The sequence below is a fragment of the Paraurantiacibacter namhicola genome, assembly GCF_001687545.1.
GTDB lineage: Bacteria > Pseudomonadota > Alphaproteobacteria > Sphingomonadales > Sphingomonadaceae > Paraurantiacibacter > Paraurantiacibacter namhicola.
Genome location: NZ_CP016545.1, coordinates 274,812 through 300,092 on the forward strand (window position 1 = coordinate 274,812; position 25,281 = coordinate 300,092).

The window sequence follows — 25,281 nt, forward strand, 5'->3', positions numbered from 1 at the left end:
AGGAGGCTTGCATGGCATTCTGGCTCGCAGACAAGCGCGAAGGGCAGGACACGGACTTCATCCAGCGCTTCGATCCGCATTATTGGACCGTCGATTTCCCCCGCCCGATGATGGCCAGCGCGGTCTCCGCCGGACCGGCGGACCTGCAGGTGGACCTGGTTTTCCATCGAAAATCCGACCTTTGCGGCCTGATCTGGGCGAGCGAGGATGCGTGGGACCACCCGCTGCTCGGCTATGACACGGACCGCGACTATGCGCGCACAACGCTGCGCTTCGACTGGCGCAGCAGCGGCGACATGATGCCGCTCGATGCGGTCAACGGCCCGACCCTGACCATCGAGGGGCGCGATGCCGCTGGCCAGCAGCGATCCTGGTATGTGCGGCTGTGGAATTACGCCATCGGATCGCCCACCGATGCGCGGATCGAGCTGCCCTTCTCCAGCCTTTCGGGCGGATGGGACATCTCGGAAAATCCGGACCCGGTGTGGCCGTCCGACATCGACCGCATGTTCATCTCGCTGGTCCCGACAAGCTACGCGGCGGGCGACGACACCCTGCTGCCAACGCCCGCACAGGCGCAGGTCACGCTGGCCAATATCGCCTGCGAAGGCGAACGGGCCATGCTCGTCATCGGCGATGCCATCCTGCCTGCGCACGGCGTGCAGATGGCGACCGCTTACGACGATAGCTACAATCTGAACCCGGCCCGCGTGCTGCGCAATTGTCGCCAGCTCGGCTATCGTGGTCGCATCTGCCATTATGTCGGCATGAGCCATTTCATGGCGCTTGCCGACCGCGGCGACGTGGTGCTGGAGGTGGCGCAGCCCGCTGAACTCTGCACCCCTGCGGAACGGTGGCATGCCAGCTTCTTCGCAGCCTGCGCGGCGGCGGACTTCCAGCCGATCGTCTCCCTATCCTATGAGCTGTTCGCGGAAATCTGCCCCGATACTTGGCAGCAGCGCGCGCATGACGGCACGCCCGGCCGCACCGGCTGGGTCCCGCCCTCCGCCCTGCTTTCTCCGGCCAGCAGCGATGCGATGGACTGGCTGCAAGCGGCGGCGCGCGCCTTCACTGCCCTGCAACTGGCAGCAGGCCTGCCCGTGCTGTTCCAGGTGGGCGAACCCTGGTGGTGGACCCCGGCGGACGGCGCAATCTGCCTGTATGACGATGCCGCCCGCGCCGCGCTGGGCGGCAATCCACCTGTCATAACGGATATGCGCGCGCCGCTGGACCAGGCGCAGCTGGACCTGCTCGACGCGGCAGGCGCGCTGCTGGCTGCCTCTACGATCGCACTGGCCGATGCCGTGCGTGCCGAAGCGGGCGCGGCGGGCGCGGAAACCATGCTGCTGGCCTTCACCCCCACGATCCTGGCCGAGGACATGCCGGAGCTTCGCCGCGCAAACCTGCCCACCGGCTGGGCCTGGCCGGCCTTCGACCGCCTGCAGCTGGAGGATTACGACTGGCTGACCGCCGGGGCCGAAGCCCTTCGCAAGGCCGCCTATCGCACGGTGGACGAACGCCTCGGCTACCCGCGCGAAAGGCAGGATTACCTCTCCGGCTTTGTCCTGCGGCCCGAAGACGCCGCCGCTTTCTGGCCGCGCATCGACGCCGGCCTGGACGAGGCGGCCAGCCGCGGGATCGAACACCTCTATGTCTGGGCGCTGCCGCAGGTCTGCCGCGACGGATATTTGCGCCTGCCCGCCAGCAAGGATGACGACATGCAAGCCTTCGACGATGTGCCCTATCCGCTCGCCCTGGGGCGCGACACCATGACCAGCCCCGAATTCGTGACCAATGTCTCGGTCACCGCATCTGGGCACGAGAGGCGCAGCAGCCAGTGGGCCGACGCGCGCACACGCTATGACGTGGGTCCCGGTATCCGCTCCGAGGCGGAAATGGCGGTCCTGCTCCAGTTTTTCCGCGCGCGGCGCGGTGCTGCTCGCGGCTTCCGCCTGTCCGATCCCTTCGACCATTCGAGCAACGGCATGACCGGCACCCCCACGCACACCGACCAGCCCATCGGTACGGGCGATGGGCTGACCGCCAGTTTCCCCTTGGTGAAAAGCTATGGCGACGGCGAGGAGCCACAGGTCCGGCGCATCACCCGCCCGGTGGCTGGCAGCGTGCGCGTGGCAATCGATGGCGAGCCAGCGGCTGGCTGGGCGTTGCAGGACGGCGGCGTTATCGCCTTCGAGACCGCTCCGCCCGATGGCGCTGCGATCACGGCGGGCTTCCTGTTCGACGTGCCCGTCCGCTTCGCCGAAGACCGGCTGGACCTCAGCGCGCTGGCCTTCCGTGCAGGCGAGGTGCCGTCCATTCCGCTGGTCGAATTGCGGGAGGCGGTATGAGCCGGACCTTCTTCGCCAATGAGCTTGAGGGCACGGCCACCTTCTGGCGCATCCTGCGGCGCGACGGCGTGGCGCTGGGTTTCACCAGCCATGACCGCGACCTGATGCTGGGCTCGCTCCGCCTGCGTGCCGCTCCCGGAATGCTCTCCGCCGCCATCAGCCGCACAGCCGATTTCGCGCCCGACAGCGCCGAAATCCGCGGCGCGCTGGCGCATGATGCGATCGCCGCAGAGGAGCTCTCCAATGGCCAGTTCGATGGCGCGCAGGTCGAAAGCGGTATCGTCGACTGGGAGACGGGCGAGCACGCCGTCCTTTATCGCGGAGAAATGGGCGCCATCTCGCGGCAGGGGACCAGCTTCGAGGCCGAGCTGCTTTCCGCCAAGGCGCAGCTGGCCCGCGACGATATCCCGCGCACCAGCCCGACCTGCCGAGCAGAGTTCTGCGGACGGGAATGCGGGGTCAATCCCGCCCGCCACACCGTGGAAGGTAAAGCCCAGCGCATCGCGGCGGATAGCAACGCCGTCGCCTTTGTACGCGGCGGCACCACGATCGTCGATCCGCTTTATGCTGGCGGAACGGTGCGCTGGTTCGACGGCCCGCATGCGGGAGTGACGATGCAGGTGATTGCCATTTCGGCAGAAGGCTTCGTGCTCGACCGGCCGCTGGACCCAGCGCTTGCGACGGGGACTTCGGCGCGCCTTCGCACGGGATGCGATCACACGCTCGCCACCTGCCAGTCGCGGTTCGGCAATGCCGTGAACTTTCGCGGCGAGCCATTCGTACCCGGCAACGACCTGCTCACACGCTACCCCTCGAACTGATGCCAGCATCTGACGGCGCGGCCATCGCTGCTGCCGCGCGCAGCCTGGTCGGTGCACCCTTTCGCCTGCATGGCCGGGACCGCGTGACCGGGGTCGATTGCGTGGGCCTGGTCCTCCAGTCGCTCGGCGCGGATCCGGCGGCAATTGCGGCGTGCTCACAATACCGCATGCGGCAGCAGGCGCCGCCGGACCTCGCTCGAATCGCCCGCACGCTTGGCCTTGCGCCCGTGCGGGACGAGCGCCGCGAAGGCGACGTGGTCGCTCTGGCCATGTCTGCCTCGCAGATCCATTTCGGGATCGTGACCCACGAAGGCCTTGTCCACGCCCATGCCGGGCTTGGCCGCGTCACCCTCTCGCCCGAGCCCATTCCCTGGCCTGTACTCGGCTGCTGGCGCACGCGCCCCTGAAGGACCACCCATCATGGCCACACTCGTTTTCACCGCCATCGGCACGATCATCGGCGGGCCGCTCGGCGGTGCACTCGGATCGCTCATCGGCAACCAGATCGACCGTGCGGTCGTCGGCAGCCCCAGCCGCGAAGGACCGCGCCTGAAGGAACTGGCCGTCACCACCAGCAGCTATGGCACGCCGATCCCGCGCGTGTTCGGCCGCATGCGCATGCCCGGCACGGTGATCTGGGCGACCGATCTGATCGAGCGCAAGGAAGAGAGCGGCGGCGGGAAGGGCTCGCCCCGCGTGACCACTTACGCCTACTCCGCCAACTTCGCAGTCGCGCTGGCCAGCGAGCGCATATCCGGCGTCGGCCGCATCTGGGCGGACGGGAACCTGCTGCGCGGTGCTGCGGGCGACCTGAAGGCGGGCGGGCAATTGCGGATTTACAATGGTGACGGCGATGCCGCGCCCGACCCGCTCATCGCATCGGACAGGGGCGCAGCCTGCCCGGCCTTTCGCGGCACGGCCTATTGCGTGTTCGACGGTCTCGACCTCGCCGATTTCGGCAACCGGATACCCGCACTCAGCTTCGAGATTTTCGGGGGAGAGGGCGCGCCGAGCCTCGTCGACATGGTCGCACCGCTCGCTGCCGATGCGGGAGGGGCGCCGTTACCCGGGCTCGAGGGCTACACCCATGACGGCGGCACGCTCACCTCCGTCATGCAGTCCATCGACACGCTGTATCCGCTGTCCTGCGATACCGGCGGAAGTGCCCTGACCATCCAGTCTGCCGCGCTCGGGCTGGACAATCCCATCGCGCTCGGCGAGCCGACAATGGCGGGCGAGGACGCGGACACTTTCGCACCGCTGACAGGGGAGGTCAGCCGCAGGCAGGCGGACGCCCGGCAAATCCCGCAGGCCGTGCGCTATTACGACCCTGCACGCGATTACCAGATTGGGATGCAACGTGCCGATGGCCGCGCAAGGCCGGGTCATGCCGGCACGCTAGACTTTCCCGGCACGCTCGCCGCCGAGACTGCACGCTCGCTTGCCAGCGATGCAGCCGAGCGGGCGGCATGGGCGCGCGACCTCGTATCCTGGCGCACGGCGGAGCTTGCCGTCGGCGTGCGCCCCGGCTCCGTAGTCACCCTGCCGGACCGGCCGGGAAAATGGCGCGTGGTGCGGTGGGAGTGGCGCGATACCGGCGTCGAACTCTCGCTCGAGCGGATCGTGCGCGCCGCCGCACCGGCCATGCCAAGCGATCCCGGCACATCGCTGCCCAAGTTCGATTTTGTGACGCCGCCAACGCTGCTCGAAGCCTTCGAAGTCCCCTTCGATGGTTCGGGAGACGCTGGCCTTCGCGTCGCCTATGCCGCCGCCAGCGCCCCCGACGCCGGATGGCGCGGCGCGGGCCTGTCACTGGTCACGCCGGCCGGGCTGGAGCCGATCGGCGTTACCGGCCGGACACGGGCCGTGATCGGCAGCCTCCACACCGCGCTTGCCCCAAGCGACGCGCTGCTTTTCGAGGCGGGTGCGTCAGTAGAAGTCGACCTCGCCGCGCCCGATCTCGCGCTCGTGCCGGCATCGCCGCAGGCGGTCCTCGCTGGCGCCAATGTGGCCATGATTGGCGGCGAGGCGATCCAGTTCTCAGGCGCACAGCGGATCGAGGGATCGCGCTGGCGGCTCACCGGCCTGCTGCGCGGACGCGGCGGAACCGAGATTGCGGCCTTCACCGGTCATTCCCCGGGCACGCCGTTCGTACTCCTCGATGCCGCGCCAAGCCGACTGGATGCGGCGAGCCTTGGCACACAGGATGAAAGGCAGATCGCAGCAGAAGGGATCGGGGACTTCGCACCGGTCGTGGTCCCGCTTCGCAATGAAGGACTCAGCCTGCGCCCGCTCCATCCCGTCCATCCGCGCAAGGCCACCTCAAGCGATGGCGGAATGCTGCTGGGCTGGACCCGCCGCACCCGCGGCAGCTTTGAATGGCGCGACCATGTCGACGTGCCGCTGGTGGAAGAGCGCGAGGCCTATCGCATCGGGCTTGGCCCCGTGGCGGCCCCAGTTCGAATCTGGGAAGCAGCCAGCCCCTCGCTCGAAATCCCCGCCGATCTGCTTGCGAGCCTCAGGGCCAGTTTCGCCGGTTCGCCGCTGTGGGTGCAGCAGGTGGGCCGCTTCGACCTCTCGCCGCCGCTGCTGCTCGGCACAATCGACTGACCATCCCTGAAGGACCCCCTTGCAATGACCGATCCCGTATCCCTGCAATCCACCACTCCGCGCCTTGGCCTGCCCCTGCTCCATGTGGGCCAGGCGCAGAAGGAAGTGACGGTGAACGAGGCGCTGCTGCGCGCCGATGCCCTTCTGCAACCTGCGGTCGAAGGCGAGCTGGCAGCCCCTCCGCCCAGCGCCGAGGATGGGCAGGCGTGGATCGTGGCCGCTGGCGCAGGTGGTGCCTGGACTGGTCATGACGGATCGCTGGCCTATCGCTCGGCAGGCACCTGGCTATTCACCGCGCCGTTCGACGGGCTGACGGTCATGGACAAAACGGCGGGGCAGGCCGCACGCTTCGATGGCGCATGGATGCGGGCCACCACCCCTGCGGCTCCTTCCGGCGGGGATACTGTCGATGCCGAAGCGCGCACGGCGATAGCGGAGCTGGTCTCCATCCTGGTGGCATCCGGCGTGCTGGCGGCAGGCTGACCGGACCTTTTTGCGCGCCGCGCCGTTATCTTCGGAAAACTGCCGGAGGTTTTGCCATGCGTTCGAAAATCCTTGCCGCCCTTCCCGCCCTTGCCTTCCTCGCCGGGTGCCAGACCATCGCCGACGTTCCTACCGAGCGGCTTGGCTCCGCCACGCTGCGCTTCGCCAATGGCCTGCCCGCCGGGACCGCGCAATTCTACGGCAACGGCTCGCAGGTCGATGTCACGGTAGCGCTTGGCGGCTTCTCCGCTGGCGAGCATGCCGTCCACCTGCATACGACGGGCAGCTGCGTCGCACCCGACTTCACCAGTGCAGGCGGGCACCTGAACCCGCGTGGCAACGAACATGGCACGCTGAACCCGCAGGGCGCGCATCTTGGCGACCTGCCCAATGTCACGATCGGTCCGGAAGGCGCCGGAACGGTCAGCGCAACGCTTACCATGCCGCGCGATGAGGCCCTCGAGGCGATCTACGACGCGGACGGTACGGCCATCGTCGTGCATGCCGGCCCCGACGACTACAAGTCCGATCCGGCAGGTGCCGCTGGCAGCCGCGTGGCCTGCGGCGTCTTCACCCGCTGATCAGGCGGGCGGCGCCTCGGCGTAGGGCGTGGGGTCGGGCAACCCGGCCTCGCTAAACCCTTTTGCGCGCAGGCGGCATGCGTCGCAGCGACCGCAGGCGAGGTTCTCGGGCGTCGGATCATAGCATGACCAGCTGAGCCCGGCTGGCAGGCCAAGCCGATCCGCTTCGCGCGCGATATCCGCCTTGGTCATGTCCATCAGCGGCGTGTGGATGGTGAACCCGTCGCCGCCCACGCCATCGCGCGTTGCGAGCCGGGCGGTCTCGGCAAAGCTGGCGATGAAATCGGGCCGGCAATCGGGATAGCCCGAATAGTCGAGCGCGTTCACACCGATGAAGATGTCGTGCGCGCCAATCGCTTCAGCCCACGCAAGTGTCAGCGACAGGAACACCAGATTGCGAGCCGGGACGTATGTCACCGGAATAGCGGATCCGACGCCCTCCTTGGGCACGTCGATATCGTCGGTAAGCGCGGAACCGCCGAACTGGCGCAGGTCCAGGGGCATCACCACATGCCGCTCCACCCCGACATGGTCGGCGATGGCCCGCGCAGCCTGCAGTTCCACCCTGTGGCGCTGGTTGTAATCAATGGTCAGCGCGCTGATGCGGAAGCCGCTCTCGCGCGCCAGCCCCGCTGCCACCATGGAATCCATCCCGCCGGACAGCAGGATGACGGCATGCCTCTTTGCATTATCGCTCATGCGCAAACGGCTATGCCCGCGTCCCTGCGCGGTCAATCCTCGACCAGGAACTCACGCGAACAGAACGCGCAATCGACGCGAATGAACCCGTCGTCGGAGCGCATTTCATCCCGGTCTTCCTTGCCGAAACGGGCCAGCACGTTCTCGAAATGGATGACCGAGCAGCGGCAACCGCGGCTGAGAGCCGGACCTTGCTCGGTCAGGATCTCGCGCTCCTCGTGATACAGCCGCCACACGATATCCTCGAGTGACAGGTCCGGGTCGAGAAGCTCCTCGTCCTGCAGCGATGCGGCCATGGTGGAGGCATGCTGCCATTCGGGATGATCGAGCCGGACATGCAGTCGCTCGCGGCCTTCCTCGCCATCGGGGAGGTGCTGCAGCAGCATGCCCGCCGCCACAGGGGCGTCCCCGTCCAGCCGGATGGCCGTCCGGATCAGGCTGGGCAGCTGCTCGCTCTGCACGAAATAGCCCTCGACGGCCTCGGCAATCGAGCTGCCTTCCAGCGGCACGATGCCCTGATACCGGCCTGGCTTCACGGCCAGGTCGAATGTTACTGCCAAATGTCCTTCGCCGAACAGCACGGACAGCGGCGCGCCCGGGCTGAGTTCCGCGGCCTTTTCGCGGTCGCAGTCGGCATAGCCGCGCACCTCGCCATCGCGGTAATCGCAGACCATCAGCGTGACGGCGCCGCCCTTGGCCTGCGCCTGCATGGTCAGCTGGCTTCCCTCATCCTTCAGCAGCGAACCCATGAGCGCGCATACCGTGATGGCTTCGGCCAGGAGATGTGCCACGGCCGACGGATAGGCGTGCGTGCCGAGTATCTCTTGCAGAACCGGACCAAGCCGCACCAGCCGCCCGCGCGCATCGCGATCGGGCAGGGCGAAATGGATCGGCTGGTCGAAGCCGGTCTGGCGCAGATTTTCCGGTGCTGTCGTCATGGGGGCCATATGGGGCCGAAGTGCGGGTTTTGAACCCGCAGGCAATCAAAGCTGGCCGAAGCACCAGCGCAGTATGGATTTCTGCGCGTGAATGCGGTTCTCCGCCTCGTCGAAAACGCGCGATTGCGGGCCTTCGAAAACGTCTTCGCTGACCTCGTCCCCGACATGGGCAGGAAGGCAGTGAAGGAGGATGGCATCGGGCCTGGCCTGCTGCATCAGTGCGGCGTCGACCCGGAACGGCTCCATCGCCGCGAGTTTCGCATCCGCATGATCCTGGCCCATGGAAATCCACGTGTCGGTGATGACGACATCCGCGCCGACTGCGGCTTCGGACGCATTGGTCCCGATCGCGACCTGCGCGCCCTGTTCCTGGGCCTGCCGCACGAAATCGGCATCGGGCGCATAGCCATCCGGGCATCCCACGCGCACGTTGAACTTGAAAATCCCCGCCGCTTCCAGAACCGAATGCAGCACATTGTTGCCATCGCCCAGCCACGCAACTTCAAGGCCCGGCAGCGGCTTGCCATTTTCCACGATGGTAAGCAGGTCCGCCACGATCTGGCAGGGATGCGAGCGATCCGTCAGGCCGTTGATGACAGGCACGGTCGCGTGCCGCGCCATTTCCTCGGCCTTGGCGTGATCGTCCGTCCGCAGCATGATGGCATCCGCCATGCGGCTGAGAACGCGGGCCGTATCGGCAATGCTCTCGCCGCGGCCCAACTGGCTCGTCTGGCTGTCGAGCACGAAGGCCGAGCCGCCGAGCTGGCGCATCGCGATATCGAAGCTGACGCGCGTCCGGGTCGAGTTCTTCTCGAAGATCATAGCCAGGACGTGGCCAGACAGCGGGTGGTCGTCATCCGCCCTGCCCTTCGGCCAGTCCCTTCGCGCGCTCTTGCGGTCCTGCGCATCGGCAAGCATCGCCGCAATGGCATCCCCGCCGGCATCCGACAGGTCGAGGAAATGCCGCGCCTGGCTCATTCGGCTTCGAAATTCGCTGCGCCGGCTGAGAGCTTGTCGAAGAATTCGTCGATTTCCGCATCGCCAATGACCAGCGGCGGCAACAGGCGCAGCGTCTTGTCACCGGCCGCCACGGTCAGGAGGCCATGCTTGTCACGCAGGTGCTGCATGAACGGCCGCGGCTCGACATGCATCTGGATGCCCAGCATCAGGCCATGCCCGCGAACGCCCTTGAACAGATCCGGGTAATTGCCGATGAACTGCTCCAGCCGGCCGCGGATGCGCTCGCCCTTGTCGCGCACGGATGCCAGGAACTCTTCGTTGGCAACCGCATCGAGGACCGCCTCGCCTGCGGCCATTGCGAGCGGATTGCCGCCATAGGTCGAGCCATGCGTGCCGAAGACCATCCCGCGCGCCGCCTTCTCGGTGGCGAGGCATGCGCCGAAGGGGAAGCCGCCGCCGATACCCTTGGCAACCGCCATGATGTCCGGCTGGATGTCATAGAGTTCATGCGCAAACAGCTTGCCCGTGCGCGCGACGCCGCTCTGCACTTCATCGAGCACCAGCATCAGGTCATGCTCGTCGGCCAGGCTGCGCAGGCCCTCCAGGAATTCCGGTGAGGCGGGACGGATGCCGCCTTCGCCCTGCACTGGCTCGACCAGGAAGCCTGCGGTGTTCGGACCGATGGCCGCCTTCGCGCCTTCGAGGTCGTCGAATTCGACATATTTGAAGCCCGGAAGCAGGGGCATGAAGCCCTTGTGCATCTTTTCCTGGTTGGACGCGCTGATGGTGGCCATCGTGCGGCCGTGGAAGGCGTTGGAGAAGGTGATCAGCTCATACTTCTCATCATTTCCCGCTGCCTGGTGATAGGCGCGCGCAGTCTTGATCGCGGCTTCCACCGCCTCCGCTCCGGAATTGGTGAAGAACACCGTATCTGCAAAGGTCAGGTCAACCAGGCGCTGCGCGAGGCTTTCACCCTGCGGGCTGCCATACAGGTTTGACACGTGCATCAGCGTTTCCGCCTGCTTCTGGATCGCGCCGATCAGGCCAGCATGCGAATGGCCCAGGAGGTTCACCGCGATACCGGCGGCAAAATCCAGATAACGCTCCCCATGCTCGCCGATAAGGTGGCAGTTCTCGCCGCGAACAGGGCGGACATCGCACCGCGGGTAGACAGGCATGAGCGGCGTGATGGCCATTGCGAAATCCTCTTCAAAGATTGCGGTGCATATTACCGTAACGACAAATGGCGACCCGCCGGGCCGCCATTCGTCATGCTCTATTGAGCAAGGGCAGGCGGGTCAATCGCCTGCGATGTAGCGTGGCTCATTCGGCCGCGCGCGACAGGTTCACGGCAGAATACTTGCCGCGGCGATCCACTTCGAGATCGAATTCGAATCGGTCGCCTTCATCGATGCCTGGCAGGCCGGAACGCTCGACTGCACTGATATGCACGAAGGCGTCTTCCTTGCCATCGTCGCGCGTGATGAAGCCGAAGCCCTTCATGGAATTGAAGAACTTCACCGTTCCCGTGGCACGTTCGCCAGTCAGCTCGCGCTGCGGGCCGCGCTTCTCGACTTCGATGACGTCGCCAACGACCTGGAGGTCGGCCGCGGAGACCTTGCCGCCGCGATCGACTAGGTTGAACTGCAGTTCCTGCCCTTCGGCAAGGCCTTCAAGTCCGGCACGTTCCACCTGGCTGATGTGCACGAAGACATCTTCGCCGCCCTCATCGCGCTGGATGAAGCCGAAGCCCTTCTGCACATTGAAAAACTTCACTTTTCCCTGGCCGGTTCCAACGACCTGGGCAGGCATTCCGCCGCCGCCACCGGGGCCACGCGGTGCGCCGCCGCCGCCAGCACCGCCGCCACCGCCGCGATAGCCACCGCCACCGCCGCCGCCGCCGCGATTGCCGCCACGATCATCGTTATTCCAGCGATCGCCGCCACCGTCGTTCCAGCGATCGCCACCGCTCTGGTAAGGCGGCGGGCCGCCATCACCGAAAGGATTGAAGGATTCTTCGCCGAACCCGTCGCGCTTGTCACGTCCGCGACCGCGGCGATTTTTATCGTAACCCATTACTCGAACTAAACCCCGAACCCGTCCTCGAAACCGACAATTCCGGCGCGGACGGACGAGGCCGCTCCGGAACAACACGCGCAGGGCTATACAGCGAAATACGATTCCGCGCGAACATTTTAAGGGGGCAGCATTTCGGGGCCGGTCGGAGCAGCGCCTGAACGCACGATGTGGCCTTGCGAGACGGGCGCCGATACGTCAATCAGCGCGCATGGATATCATGGCCCTGCTTTCCGACCCGGCCGCCTGGGCGGCGCTGCTCACACTGATCGCGCTGGAGATCGTGCTGGGGATCGACAATCTGATTTTCATCGCGATTCTTTCGAACAAGCTGCCGGAACACCAGCAGCAGAAGGCACGCCGCATCGGGCTTGCGCTCGCACTGATCATGCGGATCGGCCTGCTGATGCTGATCGGCTGGATCGTGACGCTGCAGACGCCCCTGTTCGACCTGGGCATTACCGGCCCGCCGGTCGAGGGCACAAACAAGGCGAGCTTCGAGACCGCCTTCTCAGGCCGCGACCTCATCCTTCTGGTGGGCGGGCTGTTCCTGCTGTGGAAGGCCACGAAGGAAATCCACCATTCGATGGAGCCGGAGGACGACAGCGGCGATCTGCTCGACAAGAGCCCGGGCGCCGCAGTGGTGAAGGCGACATTCGGCGCAGTGATCGTGCAGATCGTGGCGATCGACATCGTCTTCTCGGTCGATTCGATCCTGACTGCCGTGGGTATGACGGATCATATTCCGATCATGGTGACCGCAGTCGTCATCACCGTCGGCGTAATGATGGTGGCAGCCGATCCGCTGGCGCGCTTTATCGAAAAGAACCCTACGCTCGTGATGCTGGCGCTGGCATTCCTGGTCATGATCGGCCTGGTGCTGATCGCAGACGGCTTCGGCTTCCATGTGCCCAAGGGTTACATCTATGCGGCCATGGCCTTCTCCGTGAGCGTCGAGCTGCTCAACATGGTGCAGCGTAATCGGCGGCAGCGGATCAGGCAGGAGGAGGCCGAAGCTGCCGGCTGAGGCGTTATGTCCGGAGAGCTGCTGAAGTTTGGCCTATCATTGGTCGCGATCTGCGCGATGATCGGCTTGGTGGTGCTTCTGAAGCTTGGCCGGGAGGCCGAACCGATTGGCGAGGAGGAAGCCTTGCGATTGGCGCAGCATGCCTTTCCCGGCTTCGATACGGCAGATGTTGCCGTGCTGGACGCAAAGGATGGCGCGCTGGTTCGCGGCGAATCGGGCCGCTGTGTGCTTGTCTATCGGCACGGTTCGAAGTTCGCCGCGGGACTGGTCACGCGCGCGGCGCAAGGGAGTGACGGCGAAGTGGCACTGAGCCTGTCTGGCCGCAGCGCGCAGCAACTGGTCAGGCTGCCTTCTGCGGCGCAAGGCTGGGTACAGCATCTGGCGGATAGGAGCTGAGGCATGGAGAGGTTCGATCCTGTCACTTACGCAATCCCGCTCTTCCTCGCGCTGATCCTGGCGGAGGCCGTCTGGGCTGTACGCAAGGCGCGCTCCGCCTATGAGCCGCGCGATACCGCCGTATCGCTATTCATGGGGCTTGGGAGCACGGTCGCCGGCGCCCTGTCGGCCAGTGCGGTGCTTGCGATGCTGGTCGCTATGCATGGCCTCGTCCTGTTCGATATCGGCTGGGCTTGGTGGGCCTGGATTCTCTGCTTCGTGCTGGATGACCTGGCCTATTACTGGTTCCACCGCACGGCGCACCGCGTGCGCTGGTTCTGGGCGGCGCATGTCAATCACCACTCGAGCCAGCACTATAATCTGACCACGGCTCTGCGGCAGAGCTGGACAGGGTTTCTGGCCCTGTCCTTTATCTTCCGGCTGCCGCTGGCGGCGGTGGGCTTCGAACCGGCGATGATCCTGGCATGCGGCGGGCTCAACCTGATCTACCAGTTCTGGATACATACCGAGGCCATCGGAAGGATGCCTCGGTGGTTCGAAAGCGTGATGAACACGCCCTCCCACCACCGGGTCCATCATGCGGTCAATCCGCAATATCTGGACCGCAATTTCGCGGGCACGCTGATTATCTGGGACCGGATATTCGGCACTTATGAGCCCGAGCGGGATGACGAAGAAATTCGGTACGGCATCGTGCACCAGCTCGGCACCTTCAACCTGCTGCATGTGGCGTTCCATGAGTGGAAAGGTATCGCCAGGGACGTCTGGCACGCCCCTTGGGGCAGCAAGGCGAAGTATCTCTGGAAGCCGCCGGGTTGGAGCCACGATGGCTCACGCGAGACGTCCGACCAGATAAGGGCGCGGTCGTTACGCTGACGACTGTGGCTAAGTACCCGTGTACCAGTCATTGGCTTCGGTAGACGCAGCCGCACAAGAGGCCCGGTCGGGCGTGGCGCTGGCTTTGACCTGATCAGGCAACTGCGTACTTCCGGCCACTTCGTACGTCAGCCAACCATTCGCGGCCATAACGCGCGGGCACATTGCGGCGGGCTTGTCGGCGCGACCGGCTGACCCGAACGCTTTGACATTCGTCAGCCTGATCCGGCGCTGCCTTCCTGAAATCAATCGCACAAAAGAAAAGGGCCGGAGGTGATACCCCCGGCCCCTTCTTGTTTCGCTATGTGCGAAATTACATGCCGGAACCCGGACCGTAGGTGATTTCCACCCGGCGGTTCTGAGGCTCACGCACGCCGTCCGCAGTCGGGACGCGCGGCATGGATTCGCCGAAGCCTTCGCTGGAGATGCGGGCGTTCGGGACGCCTGCGCCAGTGAGGTAGCTACGAACGCTCGCATTGCGACGCTCGGCCAGGCCTTCGTTGTAGGTAACCGTACCGGAACGGTCGGTGTGACCGGCCAGCATGATCGGAACCGTACCGCAATCGGCGTAGGCTGCGACCGCGTTGTCCAGGACCGTGGCAGCTGCCGGCGTGATGTTCGACTTATCCCAGTCGAAGAACACGATGTACGGACCCTTGTTGCAGACGGTCTGAACGACCGGCGGCGGCGGAGGCGGCGGGGGCGGAGGCGGCGGGGGCGGCGGCGGGGGCGGAGGCGGCGGCGGAGCCACAACTTCCGGAGCGCCGAACTCGTGACGCAGGGTCACGAAGCCCGAGTTCACCTGGTGCTTGTCCGAGAACCAGCCTTCGAAGCCAGCTTCGAGGTAGGTGTTGTCGGTCAGGCCGGCTGCGAAGCCAACGCCGCCAACGATGAAATCGTCGACGCGATCGTCACCCGTTACGAGGAAACGCGTGCCCGGTGCACCGGCGAACTGCGCGGTGAAGAAGCCCGGGTTGTTCTCGAACACGTGACGCCATGCCACCTTCAGGCTCGGGCGAATGTTACCCAGAACGCCGCCGAGCTCGAGGCCCAGTTCGGAGGTCAGGTAATCTTCGTCCGTACCGGTGACGATGAGGTTGGCGTCGGCGAAACCGGATTCCGTGAATTCGTCCAGTTCGGCGTTGACGAAGTCAACACCTGCGTAGGGCGAAAGCCACACGGAGGAACCGAGCGGCAGGCGGAAACCGGCCTGGCCACTTGCGCTCCAGATTTCGGCGTTCGTGACACCGCGAGCCGTACCGGCGAGGCCGTTCGGGCCAGCGATGTTGATCGAACGGGCGCTTTCCACGTCCAGGTCAGCATAGCTGCCCGACAGGCGAACGTAGAACGGGCCGCTGTCATTCGCAGCGTACAGACCGATCATATAGCCATCGCCATTGATCATGCTGTTCTGGTTGTTGGTGCGACCAACGAACTCGGCGTCGTTTTCCATGTAGCCGATGGCCACACCGATCTTGCCGTGCTCACCGATGGGCAGGTCACCGCCAAGCATCAGAAGGTACTGGTCGGAATCCAGACGCGGCGTGTCAACGACGACACCGGAGTCGATGTGTTCCTGAGCGTAATTGCCCGAGATCCACAGCGCGCCAGCATTCGTGTCGCACGAAATGCCATTCGTCAGGTCGAGGTCACGACATGCACCCTGGTCGGCCAGGAAGCCGGCCGTGCGCTGGCCGAACGTGCCGAGCGACTGCATGTACGTGGCGTAAGCCGAACCGCTGAGCTGCGACAGAGCATCGTAATACTGCTGCGCATTCTGGCCGTTCAGCTGGTTCAGCAGGTTCTGGAAGTCGGTCGTGCGCGGCGTGCGCGGACGTTCGTTCTGCAGAGCGCTGGCGAGAGCATCCTGGTTCCGGTCGAAAACGAAGACTGGATCATTCAGCGTAGCGGTGATGTTGCCATCGGGCCGCGTGATAATCGGGTTCTGTGCTGCTGCGGGGACGCTGTAAAGCGCACTCGCCGCAACACTGACCGCCAGAAGCTGACGGAAATTGCGGTTCATCATAAAAACTCCCTCATGAAGCGGGCCGATGCCCGCCATATGATCGTCAATCGCACAATGGGACGACGAAGCCTACGTCGCCAACACCGTCACAATTGCCCAGTAGGCGAATAGGCGCATGCGCCCCGCCTGTCCATGGCCAATTGCTTGAATTGTCTCTTTCAAGTGACCCCGTGTGTCCCATCGGCAACGCTTGTACTAATCGCGAGGACGACATCCGTTCCCTTGAATCCGGCCTGCCAGACGATTTTTCGGAACTTAAAGAAAGGGCTGGCGGTGCGTACACCTGCCAGCCCGGAAAGTCTAACGTTCGCAGGAGGAACGTGGGTATTGCCGGGACGGGCGGGAGAGGAGTGCCCGCCCCGGCAAGTTCGTGATCAGTTGTAAGCGCGTTCGCCGTGCTCGGAGATATCGAGGCCATCGCTTTCGGCCTCGGCATCGACCCGCAGGCCGATCAGGGCCTTTACGATGAAGCCTGCGACCAAGGTGCCGATGGCAGCCCAGGCGATGGTGACGAGCACGCCTTCGGTCTGGATCCAGAGCTGCGCGCCCAGCGCGGTCGATCCGTCGCCAGGTCCGCCGAGAAACGGCTGGTAAACCACGGCCGTACCGATCGCGCCGACGATGCCGCCCACACCGTGGATGCCAAAAGCGTCGAGGCTGTCGTCATAGCCGAACTTTGCCTTCGCCTTCGCCACTGCGAAGTAGCAGACCATGGAGGAGAGGATGCCGAGCAGGATCGCGCCAAACGGTCCGCTGTTGCCAGCAGCCGGGGTCACAGCGACAAGGCCGGCGATAACGCCAGAGCAGAAGCCCAGCGCGCTGCCCTTGTGGCCCGCCATCCGCTCGATCACCATCCAGGTAAGCGCACCGGCCGCCGTGGCGACGAAGGTGTTGATCATGGCAAGACCGGCCGAGGCATCCGCTTCCAGCGCCGAACCAGCGTTGAAGCCAAACCAGCCGACCCACAGCAGGCCCGTACCGACCATGGTCAGCGTCATGGAGTGCGGCGGCATGGGTTCTGCCGGATAGCCGCGGCGCTTGCCAAGCAGGAAGGCCAGCACGAGGCCTGATACACCGGCATTGATGTGCACAACGGTGCCGCCCGCGAAGTCCAGCGCGCCCTTCTCGAACAGGAAGCCGCCCCCGGCCCACACCATATGCGCGATCGGGAAATAGACGATGGTCAGCCAGATCGGCACGAACAGCATGACGGCGTTGAACTTCAGCCGCTCCGCCGTCGCGCCCAGGATCAGCGCGGCGGTGATTGCTGCGAAGGTCATCTGGAAGCTGATGAAGACGTACTCGCTGATCACCTCGTCGGTGAAGGTGGCCGCCGTGCTGGACGCGTCGATCCCGGCAAGGAAGGGCACGCCCCAGCTGAAGATGGCATTGCCTTCGGGACCGAAGGCCGTGGAATAGCCCCACATCACCCAGACCAGCATCGCCAGCGCAGCCGCGCCGCCGACCTGTGTCATGGTGGACAGCATGTTCTTTGAGCGGGTGAGGCCGCCGTAGAACAGGGCCAGGCCCGGCAGTATCATCAGCATGACCAGGACGGTTGCCGTCATCATCCACGCATTGTTGCCGGGATTGGGCACGGCCGCTGCGGCTTCTGCCGCTTCCTGTGCGAATGCGGCGGCCGGGAAGGCCACCGTCGATGCAAGCGCCGCTGCGCCTGCGAATACCTTGCGAATCATTGTCTTGACCCCCTTCGTCAAAGCGCCGCGTCGCCGGTTTCGCCGGTGCGGATGCGGGTTGTGGATGCGAGATCGAGGACGAAGATCTTCCCGTCCCCGATGCTTTCGGTGCTGGCGGTCTGCTGGATGGTCTCCACGACCTGCGCAGCGAGCGAATCCGCAGCGGCAATTTCCAGCTTCACCTTGGGCAGCATGTTGGTGGAATATTCCGCACCGCGGTAAATCTCGGTCTGGCCCTTCTGGCGGCCAAATCCCTTCACTTCGGAAACCGTCATGCCGGCGACGCCAATGGCGCTCAGCGCCTCGCGCACTTCGTCCAGCTTGAACGGCTTGATGATGGCAACGATGAATTTCATCACGAACCCCTCTTGCTCACCGGATCGCGTCCGGTCGCATTGTGCGCTGCAACAAGCGTGCCAGTTCGCCGGAGCGCGCCTTTTGGGGTAATCGTGAAATTATGTTGCGCGAGCGGGCCTGCCCGACCGCCTAGATAATCGGCAGCTGCCTATATTTCAGGCAGGTCGAGGTCCGCCCATACGGGCAAGTGGTCGGACGCGCGGGCAGACAGGGGGCTATGGTGCACGCCGCTGTCCAGCAGCCGCATCTCCGGGCTTACTAGGATGCGGTCGAGCTTTGCCACCGGCCTGCGGCTGGGGAAGGAGCGGCCCGGATCGGCGAGCTGCCATCCTTCCGGAAAAGGACGCAGCATCTGGCTTCCCGGCGTCCATTCGTTGCAATCGCCCAGCACGACTGCGGGACCACCCTCGCCCAGGATGTGATCGGCAATCGAGGCGACCTGGTGGCGCCGCCTGATGCCGGACAGGTCGAGATGGGTGGCAACCACGCGCAAGGCCGATCCGCCGACAGAGAGGTGCGCGCAGACCGCGCCGCGCGGCTCCAGCCGTGGGAGCGCGATCGCTTCCGTCCGGTCGATGGCGATGTGCCGGCGCACCAGCACGGCATTGCCATGCCAACCCATGCTCGCCGGCCGCGTCCGGAGCCGCGCGACGTGCCAGCCGTGCTCCTCCACCGCCTGTCTCGGCAGGACAGAGATCCTGCGCCCGAAGCGGCGGTCCACTTCCTGCAACGCAATAATATCGGCATCGAGCTCGCCAAGCACCGTCAGGATACGTTCGGGATCGCGCACGCGGTCCGTGCCCACCGCCTTGTGAATGTTGTAGCTGGCGATCCGGAGCCGCATTGCCGTGCCGCTCAATCGCCAGCGATGTAGCGTTCGGGCGGCCGTACGGGCAGGCCGTCGATGCTGGTATCGCGCGCGGCGTGCTTGGCTTCCCACTTTTCCGGCTCGGCCTGCGCGTGGTATTTCACCAGCGTCGCGCGGTCCGTTTCGTATTCCATTAGCGGGACGCCCCAGCCGCAGCTGGTCTGCACGCTTTCCACCGCAATATCGAAGATTTGCCGCGTGCCCGGCAGCAGCTTGAAGTGCGCGGCCAGATCTTCCCAGCCAGCATCGCCCGGCATCACCGGCACGCCGGTGCCGTAGATCCGCAGGATCAGCGCCGGCTGGCGGAAATTGCACACCATCAGGGTGATCCGCCCGTCCGCCTTCAGGTGCGCCTGCGTCTCGTTCCCCGATCCCGCCAGGTCCAGATAGGCAACTCGGTCAGGCGCAAGGACCCGCAGCGTATCGTCCAGACCCTTGGGGCTGAGGTTGATCCGCGCACCCGTCGCCGCCGTCGCCACGAAGAAGACGGGCTGCGCCTCGATCATGGCGATGTGGTCTGGCGAGAGCGTATCGGTGAAGTCGGCCATTGCGCTACGCTACGCAGGCGCGCGCCGGATGTCACCGCTCCTTGGTAGCGGAGAAGGTCAGCTCCGGATTCTTTTCCTGCTGGTAATTCACGTCCCAGGGGCTTTTCGCCATGAAGACGAGGTCGCCGTCGCGGTCCCGCGCCAGGTTCGGACGGTTGAAGCCTTCGAATTCCGACAGGGCCGCATCCGGTCCCTTGAGCCAGCGTGCGGTCGCGAAGGGCGATGCCTCCAGCGCGGCATCCACCTTGTATTCGGCGGCCATGCGGCTGATCAGCACTTCCAGCTGCAGCTGGCCGACCACGCCCACGATATATTGCGCGCCCAGTTCCGGGTAGAACACCTGGATCACGCCTTCTTCGGAAAGATCGTCCAGCGCTTTGCGCAGTTGCTTGGTCTTGGTCGGATCCTTCAGCTGGACGCGGCGCAGGATTTCCGGTGCGAAATTGGGCAGGCCGGTGAAGCGCACCTCGTCCTTTTCGCTCAGCGTATCGCCAACGCGCAGCGTGCCATGGTTGGGAATGCCGATGATATCCCCCGGCTCGGCGGTGTCGGCAATCTCGCGGTCCTGCGCGAAGAACATGATCGGCGAATGCACGGCGATCGGCTTGCCCAGCCCGCTCGGCGTCAGCTTCATGCCGCGTTTGAAGGTGCCGCTGACCTGCCGCATGAAGGCGATGCGGTCGCGGTGGTTCGGATCCATATTGGCCTGCACCTTGAAGATGAAGCCGGTGACCTCGTCATGGTCCGGGCTGATCTCGCCATCGCCCGCCGGTTGGGGCCGCGGGGCGGGCGCATACTTGGCAATCGCATCGATGATCGCCTCCACGCCGAATTCCTTCAGCGCGCTGCCGAAATAGACCGGCGTCAGATCGCCATTGCGATAGGCCTCGAAATCGAACTCGGGATAGCCCTCGCGCGCCAGCAGGCCCTCTTCCGCTACGCGCTCCACACCATCGGCGGAAAGGTGATTGGCCAGCGCCGGGTCTTCCGGGCCATCGGTCTGGATCGTCTTGCCGAGGAATTCCTTGCCATCGCCTTCGGGCAGGTGGAGCTGCTTCGTCTCGAAATTGAAGACGCCTTCGAACAGGCCGCCCATGCCGACCGGCCAGCTCATCGGGCTGGTGTCGAGCGCCAGCTTTTCCGCAATCTCGTCCAGCAGCTCGAACGCATCGCGGCCTTCGCGGTCGATCTTGTTGATGAAGGTGATGATCGGCACGCTGCGCAGGCGGCATACCTCGAACAGCTTAAGCGTCTGCGGTTCGATACCGGCGGCGGCGTCCAGCACCATGATGGCCGAATCGACCGCCGTCAGCGTGCGGTAAGTGTCTTCACTGAAGTCCTCGTGCCCCGGCGTATCGAGCAGGTTGAAGGTGATGCCGTCTCGCTCGAAGGTCATCACGGAACTGGTGACGGAGATGCCGCGCTGCTGCTCGATCTTCATCCAATCGCTGCGCGCCCGCCGCGCTGCGCCGCGCGCCTTGACCTCGCCCGCAAGGTGGATCGCGCCGCCGCGAAGCAGCAGCTTCTCGGTCAGCGTGGTCTTACCCGCGTCGGGGTGGGAGATAATGGCAAAGGTGCGGCGCTGGTTGGTCATAAGTTCTCTAACCTTCATCCGCTCATCCTGAGCTTGTCGAAGGATGCTGGCGTGGCGCGGGCGTGCTTCGACAGGCTCAGCACGAGCGTGGCTTGTATCGGTGCTAATCCTCCCGGTGCACGCGGAAGCCGGCGAAGTCCTGGTTCACCGGCATCAGTTCCAGCCGGTTGATATTGAGATGCGGCGGCAGTTCGGCAATCCAGCGGATGGTATCGGCGATGTCCTGCCCCGTCATCGGGTCCGACCCGCGATAGAGATCGTCCGATGCCTGCTGGCTGCCGGTGCGCACCTTGGTGAATTCAGTTTCGACCATGCCCGGCTCGATGCTCGTCACGCGCACGCCGGTGCCGTGCAGGTCCGCGCGCAGGGCAAGCGTGAAGTGGTTCGCAAAGGCCTTGCTGCCCGCATAGACATTGCCGCCGGGGTAAATGTAGCTGCCAGCGACAGAGCCGATGGCGATGATCGCCCCGCGCCGCTCGATCAGGCCCGGCAGAAGCTTGCGCGTCAGCTTCACCATGGCCGTGACATTGGTGTCGATCATGGTCTGCCAGTCGGCAAGGTCAGCATCCTGCGCAGCGGACAGCCCCTTGGCGAGCCCGGCATTGTTCACCAGCAGGTCGACCTTGGCGAAATCGCCCGGAAGCGCTTCGATGGCGGCATCCATCGCCGCTTCGTCGCGCACGTCGAACACGGCCGGGTGAACCTTGTCCGCGCCCAGCTCTTCCACCAGCGCATCCAGCCGCTCACCGCGCCGCCCGGTCGCAACACAGCGCCAGCCGCTCGCCACAAGCGTGCGGACAGTGGCCTCGCCGATGCCGGAGGTGGCGCCTGAGACGAAGGCTGTTTTCACCCCCTCAGCTCCGCGCCCTGCTTGGCGGCGGCGGCGACGATGGCGTCGCTGATTGCCTTGATCTGCTCGTCGGTGAAGGTCTTCTCGCCCGGCTGGAGGGTGACTTCCAGCGCGACGGATTTCCTGCCTTCCGCCACGCCCTGTCCGGCGAAGACGTCGAACACGCGGGCATCCACGATGGCCTGTTTGTCCGCGCCTTTCACCGCGCGCAGCAGGTCGCTGGCGGGCAGGCTGGCGTCCACCAGGAAGGCGAAATCGCGCGTGATCGCCTGCAGAGCGGGCGGCGCATAGGCGGAGCGGGCGAAACTGGCGCCCTTCTTCTGCGGGATGGCGTCGAGGAAGATTTCCGCCGCCATCACCGGGCCATCGACGTCGAAGGCCTCCAGAGTGCGCGGGTGCAGCGCGCCGAAGCGGGCCAGCACGTTCTTGGGGCCAAGTCGCAGTGTGCCGGACTGGCCGGGGTGAAACTGCTCCCCCGCATCCTCCATCACCATCAGCTTTTCGACCGGCGCGCCAGCCTCGGCCAGCAGCCGCTCGGCGGCAGCCTTGGCATCATATGCGTCGAAGGCGCTGGCCTTGCCGCTTGCCCAGCCTCGGGACGTCTTCTCGCCAGCCAGCAGCACGCCCAGCGCGGCCTTCTCGTCGCTCGCGCCGTCTGACCTGCGGAAATAGCGTCGGCCGATCTCGAACAGGCGCAGGCTGTCGGCGCCGCGGTCCATGTTGCGCTTGGTGGCAGACAGCAGGCCCGGCAGCAGGGACGGGCGCATGGCCTTCATGTCCTCGCTGATCGGATTGTCGAGCACCCACAGCTGGTGGCCGTCGGCGAAATGCTCCGCCTCCGGCACGGGCAGGAAGGACCAGGTGATCGCTTCCTTTAGACCGCCGGCAGCAGCGGCGCGGCGCAGCCGGCGCTCCATTGCCTGCTGCGGCGTGGCGGTGGGGCGCGCGACGCCCTCCGCGCGCGGCAGGGCCACGCTTTCCACGGCGTCCAGTCCGTGGATGCGGACGACTTCTTCGACGAGATCGGCCGGGCCTTCGATATCGTGGCGCCGCGGCGGACAGGTGACCTGCCAGTCCGGGCCGACCTTGAAATCGAGTGCTTCCAGGATCCGGCGCTGCTCCGCCTCATCCACGTCCACACCGCCAAGGCGCTGCGTCAGGGCGGGATCGAAAGCGATGACCTTTGCCCCATCCGGCGCGGAGCCTGCGCGGACCGCTTCGGTAGGCGTGCCGCCGCATGTGCGCACGATTAGGTCTGTCAGGATGGCAAGCCCATCCTCAAGGAAAGCCGGGTCCACGCCGCGCTCGAATCGCGTACGCGCATCAGTCGCAATGCCCAGCTTGCGGCCGGTCACGCCAATCCGCGCGGGATCGAAATAGGCGATTTCCAGCAGGACGTCGGTCGTCGCCTCGGTCGCGCCGGAATGCTCGCCGCCCATGATGCCGCCGATATCGTGAACGCCATTATCGTCCGCGATCACGGTTATGGTGTCGTCCAGCGTGTAAGTCTTCTCGTTCAGCGCCTCGATGGTCTCGCCGTCCTTCGCTCGCCGCGCCACGACGGGGCCGGAGAGCTTCGCGAGGTCGTAGACATGCGCCGGCCGCCCGAAGGCGAGCATCAGGTAATTGGTCGCATCGACCAGCGCGCTTATCGGCCGCTGGCCCGCCGCGATAAGGCGGCGCTGCATCCACTCGGGGCTTGTGCCATTCGTGACGCCGCGAATGACGCGGCCGTGGAAGGCCGGGCAGCCGTCCGGATCGTCGGTGCGGATTTCGACCGGGCAAGCACCCTCGCCGTCCGTTTGCCGCACCGCGAAGTCCTTCAGCTGTCCCACGCCGGCCGCCGCGAGATCGCGGGCAATCCCATAAACGCCCATGCAATCCGGACGGTTGGGCGTGATGGCCACGTCGAAGACCGGGCTGGCGCCCTGGTACTCGGCAAAGCCTTGGCCCACGGGCGCATCGCCGGGCAGCTCGATTATGCCGTCATGCTCCTCGCCCAGCTCCAGCTCTCGCACGGAGCACATCATGCCGTTCGATTCGACGCCGCGAATGGCGCTCTTGCGAAGTTCCATGCCGTTGGCCGGCACGACCGCGCCGGGCAGGCCCAGCACGCCCTTCATCCCGGCCCGCGCGTTGGGCGCGCCGCATACGACCTGCAGCGGTTCGCCCTCGCCCGTGTCGACGGAGAGGACCTGCAGCTTGTCGGCATCGGGATGCTTCGCAGCCGTCAGGACATGCGCGATACGGAAGCCCGCGAGTTTCTCGGCCGGGTCCTCGATCTCGTCCACCTCGTGCCCGATGCGGTTGAGCGCAGCCGCGATCTGAGCAACCGAGGCATCGGTTTCGAGGAAGTATTTCAGCCATTCGAGCGAGAACTTCATGAGCGCGCTCCTACACCGGCGGAAAGTGTCGGCTGGTCGAAAGCGGAGAAGCCGTAATGCGCCAGCCAGCGGTGGTCGCCGTCGAAGAAGGCGCGCAAATCGTCCATCCCGTATTTCAGCATGGCGAGGCGATCGACACCCACGCCAAAGGCGAAGCCCTGCCACTCGTCCGGGTCAAGCCCGGCAAATTCGATGACACGGCGGTTGACCATGCCGCTGCCCAGCAGCTCCATCCAGCCATGGCCCGGCGCATCGCCGTCGCCGCCCAGCACGCGCCTGCCGTTCTCATCCTTCCAGCCGACATCGACTTCGACGCTTGGCTCGGTGAAGGGGAAGTAGCTCGGGCGCAGGCGCAGGACGATATCCTCGCGCTCGAAAAAGGCCTTGAGGAAAGTCTCCAGCGTCCATTTCAGATGGCCGAGGTGGATGTCCTTGTCGATCACTAGGCCTTCGACCTGGTGGAACATGGGCGTGTGGGTCGCATCGCTGTCGGAGCGATAGACGCGGCCGGGTGCGATGATACGGATCGGCGCGCCCTGCTTCATCATGCTGCGGATCTGCACCGGACTGGTGTGCGTACGCAGCAGCATGCGGCGGCCTTCGGCATCCACGTCAGGGAAATAGAAGGTGTCGTGCATGGCGCGCGCGGGGTGCGTTTCGGCCATGTTGAGCGCGGTGAAATTGTGCCAGTCGTCCTCGATCTCGGGACCGGTGGCGACGGCGAAGCCAAGGTCGGCGAAAATCTCCGCCAGCTCGTCCATCACCTGGCTGACCGGGTGGACGCTGCCCTGCGGCATGGCCGGGGCGGGCAGGGTGAGATCGATCCCCTCGCTCGCCAGCCTGGCTTCCAGCGCAGCGGCCTCCAGCACGGCCTTGCGGTCCGCAATGGCGTCGGCCACGCGGGCACGCAGGCCCTGAATGCGAGGGCCTTCCACCTGGCGCTCTTCGGGGGTCATCTTGCCGAGCGTCTTCATCAGGCCGCTCAGCCAGCCCTGCTTGCCCAGCGCCTCGACCCGGATTGCCTCGACCGCGTCGACGCTGTCCGCTCCATGCAGTCGCTCGAGCGTGTCGGCGACCTGTTTTTCCTGTTCCTGGCTCATCGTGCGTGCCTCTTAACCGGACAAACAAAAAGCGCCACCCTT

23 protein-coding genes are annotated in these 25,281 nt (G+C 65.4%); 9 read left to right on the forward strand and 14 right to left on the reverse strand.

Going from position 1 to position 25,281, the window contains the following annotated elements; genetic code table 11:
• Positions 1-11: 11 nt before the first annotated feature.
• The 6 genes from A6F65_RS01350 to A6F65_RS01375 are packed head-to-tail and all read left to right on the forward strand — an operon-like array spanning position 12 to position 6,843.
• Positions 12-2,348: a DUF2460 domain-containing protein gene (locus tag A6F65_RS01350; protein ID WP_067785011.1), complete on the forward strand. Its 2,337-nt coding sequence runs from the start codon at positions 12-14 to the stop codon at positions 2,346-2,348.
• Complete coding sequence (locus A6F65_RS01355; RefSeq protein ID WP_067785013.1) at positions 2,345-3,169, forward strand: DUF2163 domain-containing protein; 825 nt, start codon at positions 2,345-2,347, stop codon at positions 3,167-3,169. Before A6F65_RS01350 ends, A6F65_RS01355 begins: the two co-directional genes overlap by 4 nt.
• Complete coding sequence (locus tag A6F65_RS01360) at positions 3,169-3,576, forward strand: NlpC/P60 family protein (RefSeq protein ID WP_067785016.1); 408 nt, start codon at positions 3,169-3,171, stop codon at positions 3,574-3,576. Before A6F65_RS01355 ends, A6F65_RS01360 begins: the two co-directional genes overlap by 1 nt.
• Before the next feature lie 13 nt (positions 3,577-3,589).
• Positions 3,590-5,779 (forward strand): phage tail protein, encoded by a 2,190-nt coding sequence (locus A6F65_RS01365; RefSeq protein ID WP_067785019.1) that lies wholly within the window; start codon positions 3,590-3,592, stop codon positions 5,777-5,779.
• A 24-nt stretch (positions 5,780-5,803) separates the two neighbouring features.
• Positions 5,804-6,262 (forward strand): DUF2793 domain-containing protein, encoded by a 459-nt coding sequence (locus A6F65_RS01370; protein WP_067785022.1) that lies wholly within the window; start codon positions 5,804-5,806, stop codon positions 6,260-6,262.
• Between the two features lie 56 nt (positions 6,263-6,318).
• Positions 6,319-6,843: a superoxide dismutase family protein gene (locus A6F65_RS01375; protein ID WP_067785025.1), complete on the forward strand. Its 525-nt coding sequence runs from the start codon at positions 6,319-6,321 to the stop codon at positions 6,841-6,843.
• On the opposite strand, the gene queC is transcribed toward A6F65_RS01375, so the two are convergent.
• The 5 genes from queC to A6F65_RS13225 form a co-directional block, all read right to left on the reverse strand.
• On the reverse strand, positions 6,844-7,542 hold the full coding sequence (gene queC / locus A6F65_RS01380) for a 7-cyano-7-deazaguanine synthase QueC (RefSeq protein WP_067785028.1): 699 nt from the start codon (positions 7,540-7,542) through the stop codon (positions 6,844-6,846).
• A gap of 32 nt (positions 7,543-7,574) precedes the next feature.
• Complete coding sequence (hslO, locus tag A6F65_RS01385) at positions 7,575-8,489, reverse strand: Hsp33 family molecular chaperone HslO (RefSeq protein WP_237164840.1); 915 nt, start codon at positions 8,487-8,489, stop codon at positions 7,575-7,577.
• Positions 8,490-8,525: 36 nt separating this feature from the next.
• On the reverse strand, positions 8,526-9,458 hold the full coding sequence (gene argF, locus A6F65_RS01390; protein ID WP_067785031.1) for an ornithine carbamoyltransferase: 933 nt from the start codon (positions 9,456-9,458) through the stop codon (positions 8,526-8,528).
• Positions 9,455-10,636 carry an aspartate aminotransferase family protein gene (locus A6F65_RS01395; RefSeq protein WP_067785034.1) on the reverse strand — a complete coding sequence of 394 codons (1,182 nt, stop codon included), beginning with the start codon at positions 10,634-10,636 and terminating at the stop codon, positions 9,455-9,457. The genes argF and A6F65_RS01395 overlap by 4 nt, the downstream gene beginning before the upstream one ends.
• Before the next feature lie 127 nt (positions 10,637-10,763).
• Entirely contained in the window at positions 10,764-11,516 is a 753-nt protein-coding gene (locus A6F65_RS13225; protein ID WP_067785037.1) for a cold-shock protein, read from the reverse strand.
• A 211-nt stretch (positions 11,517-11,727) separates the two neighbouring features.
• Between A6F65_RS13225 and A6F65_RS01405 the strand changes: the two genes are divergently transcribed.
• Genes A6F65_RS01405 through A6F65_RS01415 form a run of 3 tightly spaced genes read left to right on the forward strand, consistent with a single transcriptional unit; the run spans position 11,728 to position 13,815 of the window.
• A complete protein-coding gene (locus tag A6F65_RS01405; protein WP_067785040.1) occupies positions 11,728-12,543 on the forward strand; it encodes a TerC family protein in 816 nt (271 codons plus the stop codon).
• A gap of 6 nt (positions 12,544-12,549) precedes the next feature.
• Entirely contained in the window at positions 12,550-12,939 is a 390-nt protein-coding gene (locus A6F65_RS01410) for a hypothetical protein (RefSeq protein WP_157093012.1), read from the forward strand.
• 3 nt (positions 12,940-12,942) lie between these two features.
• Positions 12,943-13,815 (forward strand): sterol desaturase family protein, encoded by an 873-nt coding sequence (locus A6F65_RS01415; protein ID WP_067785049.1) that lies wholly within the window; start codon positions 12,943-12,945, stop codon positions 13,813-13,815.
• Between the two features lie 313 nt (positions 13,816-14,128).
• Here A6F65_RS01415 and A6F65_RS12635 read toward each other — a convergent pair whose 3' ends face one another.
• The 9 genes from A6F65_RS12635 to pheS form a co-directional block, all read right to left on the reverse strand.
• Positions 14,129-15,877: an autotransporter domain-containing protein gene (locus tag A6F65_RS12635; protein WP_157093013.1), complete on the reverse strand. Its 1,749-nt coding sequence runs from the start codon at positions 15,875-15,877 to the stop codon at positions 14,129-14,131.
• A 338-nt stretch (positions 15,878-16,215) separates the two neighbouring features.
• Entirely contained in the window at positions 16,216-17,538 is a 1,323-nt protein-coding gene (locus A6F65_RS01425; RefSeq protein ID WP_067785052.1) for an ammonium transporter, read from the reverse strand.
• A gap of 17 nt (positions 17,539-17,555) precedes the next feature.
• A complete protein-coding gene (locus A6F65_RS01430) occupies positions 17,556-17,894 on the reverse strand; it encodes a P-II family nitrogen regulator (protein ID WP_067789693.1) in 339 nt (112 codons plus the stop codon).
• 149 nt (positions 17,895-18,043) lie between these two features.
• On the reverse strand, positions 18,044-18,739 hold the full coding sequence (locus A6F65_RS01435) for an endonuclease/exonuclease/phosphatase family protein (RefSeq protein ID WP_067785055.1): 696 nt from the start codon (positions 18,737-18,739) through the stop codon (positions 18,044-18,046).
• Positions 18,740-18,750: 11 nt separating this feature from the next.
• Positions 18,751-19,311, reverse strand: coding sequence for a pyridoxamine 5'-phosphate oxidase family protein (locus tag A6F65_RS01440; RefSeq protein WP_067785059.1), 561 nt, complete (start codon positions 19,309-19,311; stop codon positions 18,751-18,753).
• Between the two features lie 31 nt (positions 19,312-19,342).
• Positions 19,343-20,905: a peptide chain release factor 3 gene (locus A6F65_RS01445; RefSeq protein ID WP_067785062.1), complete on the reverse strand. Its 1,563-nt coding sequence runs from the start codon at positions 20,903-20,905 to the stop codon at positions 19,343-19,345.
• Positions 20,906-21,008: 103 nt separating this feature from the next.
• Positions 21,009-21,755: an SDR family NAD(P)-dependent oxidoreductase gene (locus A6F65_RS01450; protein ID WP_067785065.1), complete on the reverse strand. Its 747-nt coding sequence runs from the start codon at positions 21,753-21,755 to the stop codon at positions 21,009-21,011.
• The gene (gene pheT, locus A6F65_RS01455; RefSeq protein WP_067785068.1) at positions 21,752-24,139 is read right to left on the reverse strand and encodes a phenylalanine--tRNA ligase subunit beta; all 2,388 of its coding nucleotides are present in this window, start codon (positions 24,137-24,139) and stop codon (positions 21,752-21,754) included. Before pheT ends, A6F65_RS01450 begins: the two co-directional genes overlap by 4 nt.
• Positions 24,136-25,239 carry a phenylalanine--tRNA ligase subunit alpha gene (gene pheS, locus A6F65_RS01460; RefSeq protein WP_067785071.1) on the reverse strand — a complete coding sequence of 368 codons (1,104 nt, stop codon included), beginning with the start codon at positions 25,237-25,239 and terminating at the stop codon, positions 24,136-24,138. The genes pheT and pheS overlap by 4 nt, the downstream gene beginning before the upstream one ends.
• Positions 25,240-25,281 lie beyond the last annotated feature (42 nt).

Excerpts from the sequence above, each read along its gene's own strand:
- A6F65_RS13225 (WP_067785037.1), bottom strand. The coding sequence starts at position 11,516 with ATGGGTTACGATAAAAATCGCCGCGGTCGCGGACGTGACAAGCGCGAC.
- A6F65_RS01445 (WP_067785062.1), bottom strand. The coding sequence starts at position 20,905 with ATGACCAACCAGCGCCGCACCTTTGCCATTATCTCCCACCCCGACGCG.
- A6F65_RS01415 (WP_067785049.1), top strand. The coding sequence starts at position 12,943 with ATGGAGAGGTTCGATCCTGTCACTTACGCAATCCCGCTCTTCCTCGCG.
- A6F65_RS01355 (WP_067785013.1), top strand. The coding sequence starts at position 2,345 with ATGAGCCGGACCTTCTTCGCCAATGAGCTTGAGGGCACGGCCACCTTC.
- A6F65_RS01370 (WP_067785022.1), top strand. The coding sequence starts at position 5,804 with ATGACCGATCCCGTATCCCTGCAATCCACCACTCCGCGCCTTGGCCTG.
- A6F65_RS01425 (WP_067785052.1), bottom strand. The coding sequence starts at position 17,538 with ATGATTCGCAAGGTATTCGCAGGCGCAGCGGCGCTTGCATCGACGGTG.
- A6F65_RS01440 (WP_067785059.1), bottom strand. The coding sequence starts at position 19,311 with ATGGCCGACTTCACCGATACGCTCTCGCCAGACCACATCGCCATGATC.
- A6F65_RS01360 (WP_067785016.1), top strand. The coding sequence starts at position 3,169 with ATGCCAGCATCTGACGGCGCGGCCATCGCTGCTGCCGCGCGCAGCCTG.
- A6F65_RS01405 (WP_067785040.1), top strand. The coding sequence starts at position 11,728 with ATGGATATCATGGCCCTGCTTTCCGACCCGGCCGCCTGGGCGGCGCTG.
- queC (WP_067785028.1), bottom strand. The coding sequence starts at position 7,542 with ATGAGCGATAATGCAAAGAGGCATGCCGTCATCCTGCTGTCCGGCGGG.
- hslO (WP_237164840.1), bottom strand. The coding sequence starts at position 8,489 with ATGGCCCCCATGACGACAGCACCGGAAAATCTGCGCCAGACCGGCTTC.
- A6F65_RS01435 (WP_067785055.1), bottom strand. The coding sequence starts at position 18,739 with ATGCGGCTCCGGATCGCCAGCTACAACATTCACAAGGCGGTGGGCACG.
- pheT (WP_067785068.1), bottom strand. The coding sequence starts at position 24,139 with ATGAAGTTCTCGCTCGAATGGCTGAAATACTTCCTCGAAACCGATGCC.
- A6F65_RS01350 (WP_067785011.1), top strand. The coding sequence starts at position 12 with ATGGCATTCTGGCTCGCAGACAAGCGCGAAGGGCAGGACACGGACTTC.
- A6F65_RS01410 (WP_157093012.1), top strand. The coding sequence starts at position 12,550 with ATGTCCGGAGAGCTGCTGAAGTTTGGCCTATCATTGGTCGCGATCTGC.
- pheS (WP_067785071.1), bottom strand. The coding sequence starts at position 25,239 with ATGAGCCAGGAACAGGAAAAACAGGTCGCCGACACGCTCGAGCGACTG.
- A6F65_RS01375 (WP_067785025.1), top strand. The coding sequence starts at position 6,319 with ATGCGTTCGAAAATCCTTGCCGCCCTTCCCGCCCTTGCCTTCCTCGCC.
- A6F65_RS12635 (WP_157093013.1), bottom strand. The coding sequence starts at position 15,877 with ATGGCGGGCATCGGCCCGCTTCATGAGGGAGTTTTTATGATGAACCGC.
- argF (WP_067785031.1), bottom strand. The coding sequence starts at position 9,458 with ATGAGCCAGGCGCGGCATTTCCTCGACCTGTCGGATGCCGGCGGGGAT.
- A6F65_RS01395 (WP_067785034.1), bottom strand. The coding sequence starts at position 10,636 with ATGGCCATCACGCCGCTCATGCCTGTCTACCCGCGGTGCGATGTCCGC.
- A6F65_RS01430 (WP_067789693.1), bottom strand. The coding sequence starts at position 17,894 with ATGAAATTCATCGTTGCCATCATCAAGCCGTTCAAGCTGGACGAAGTG.
- A6F65_RS01365 (WP_067785019.1), top strand. The coding sequence starts at position 3,590 with ATGGCCACACTCGTTTTCACCGCCATCGGCACGATCATCGGCGGGCCG.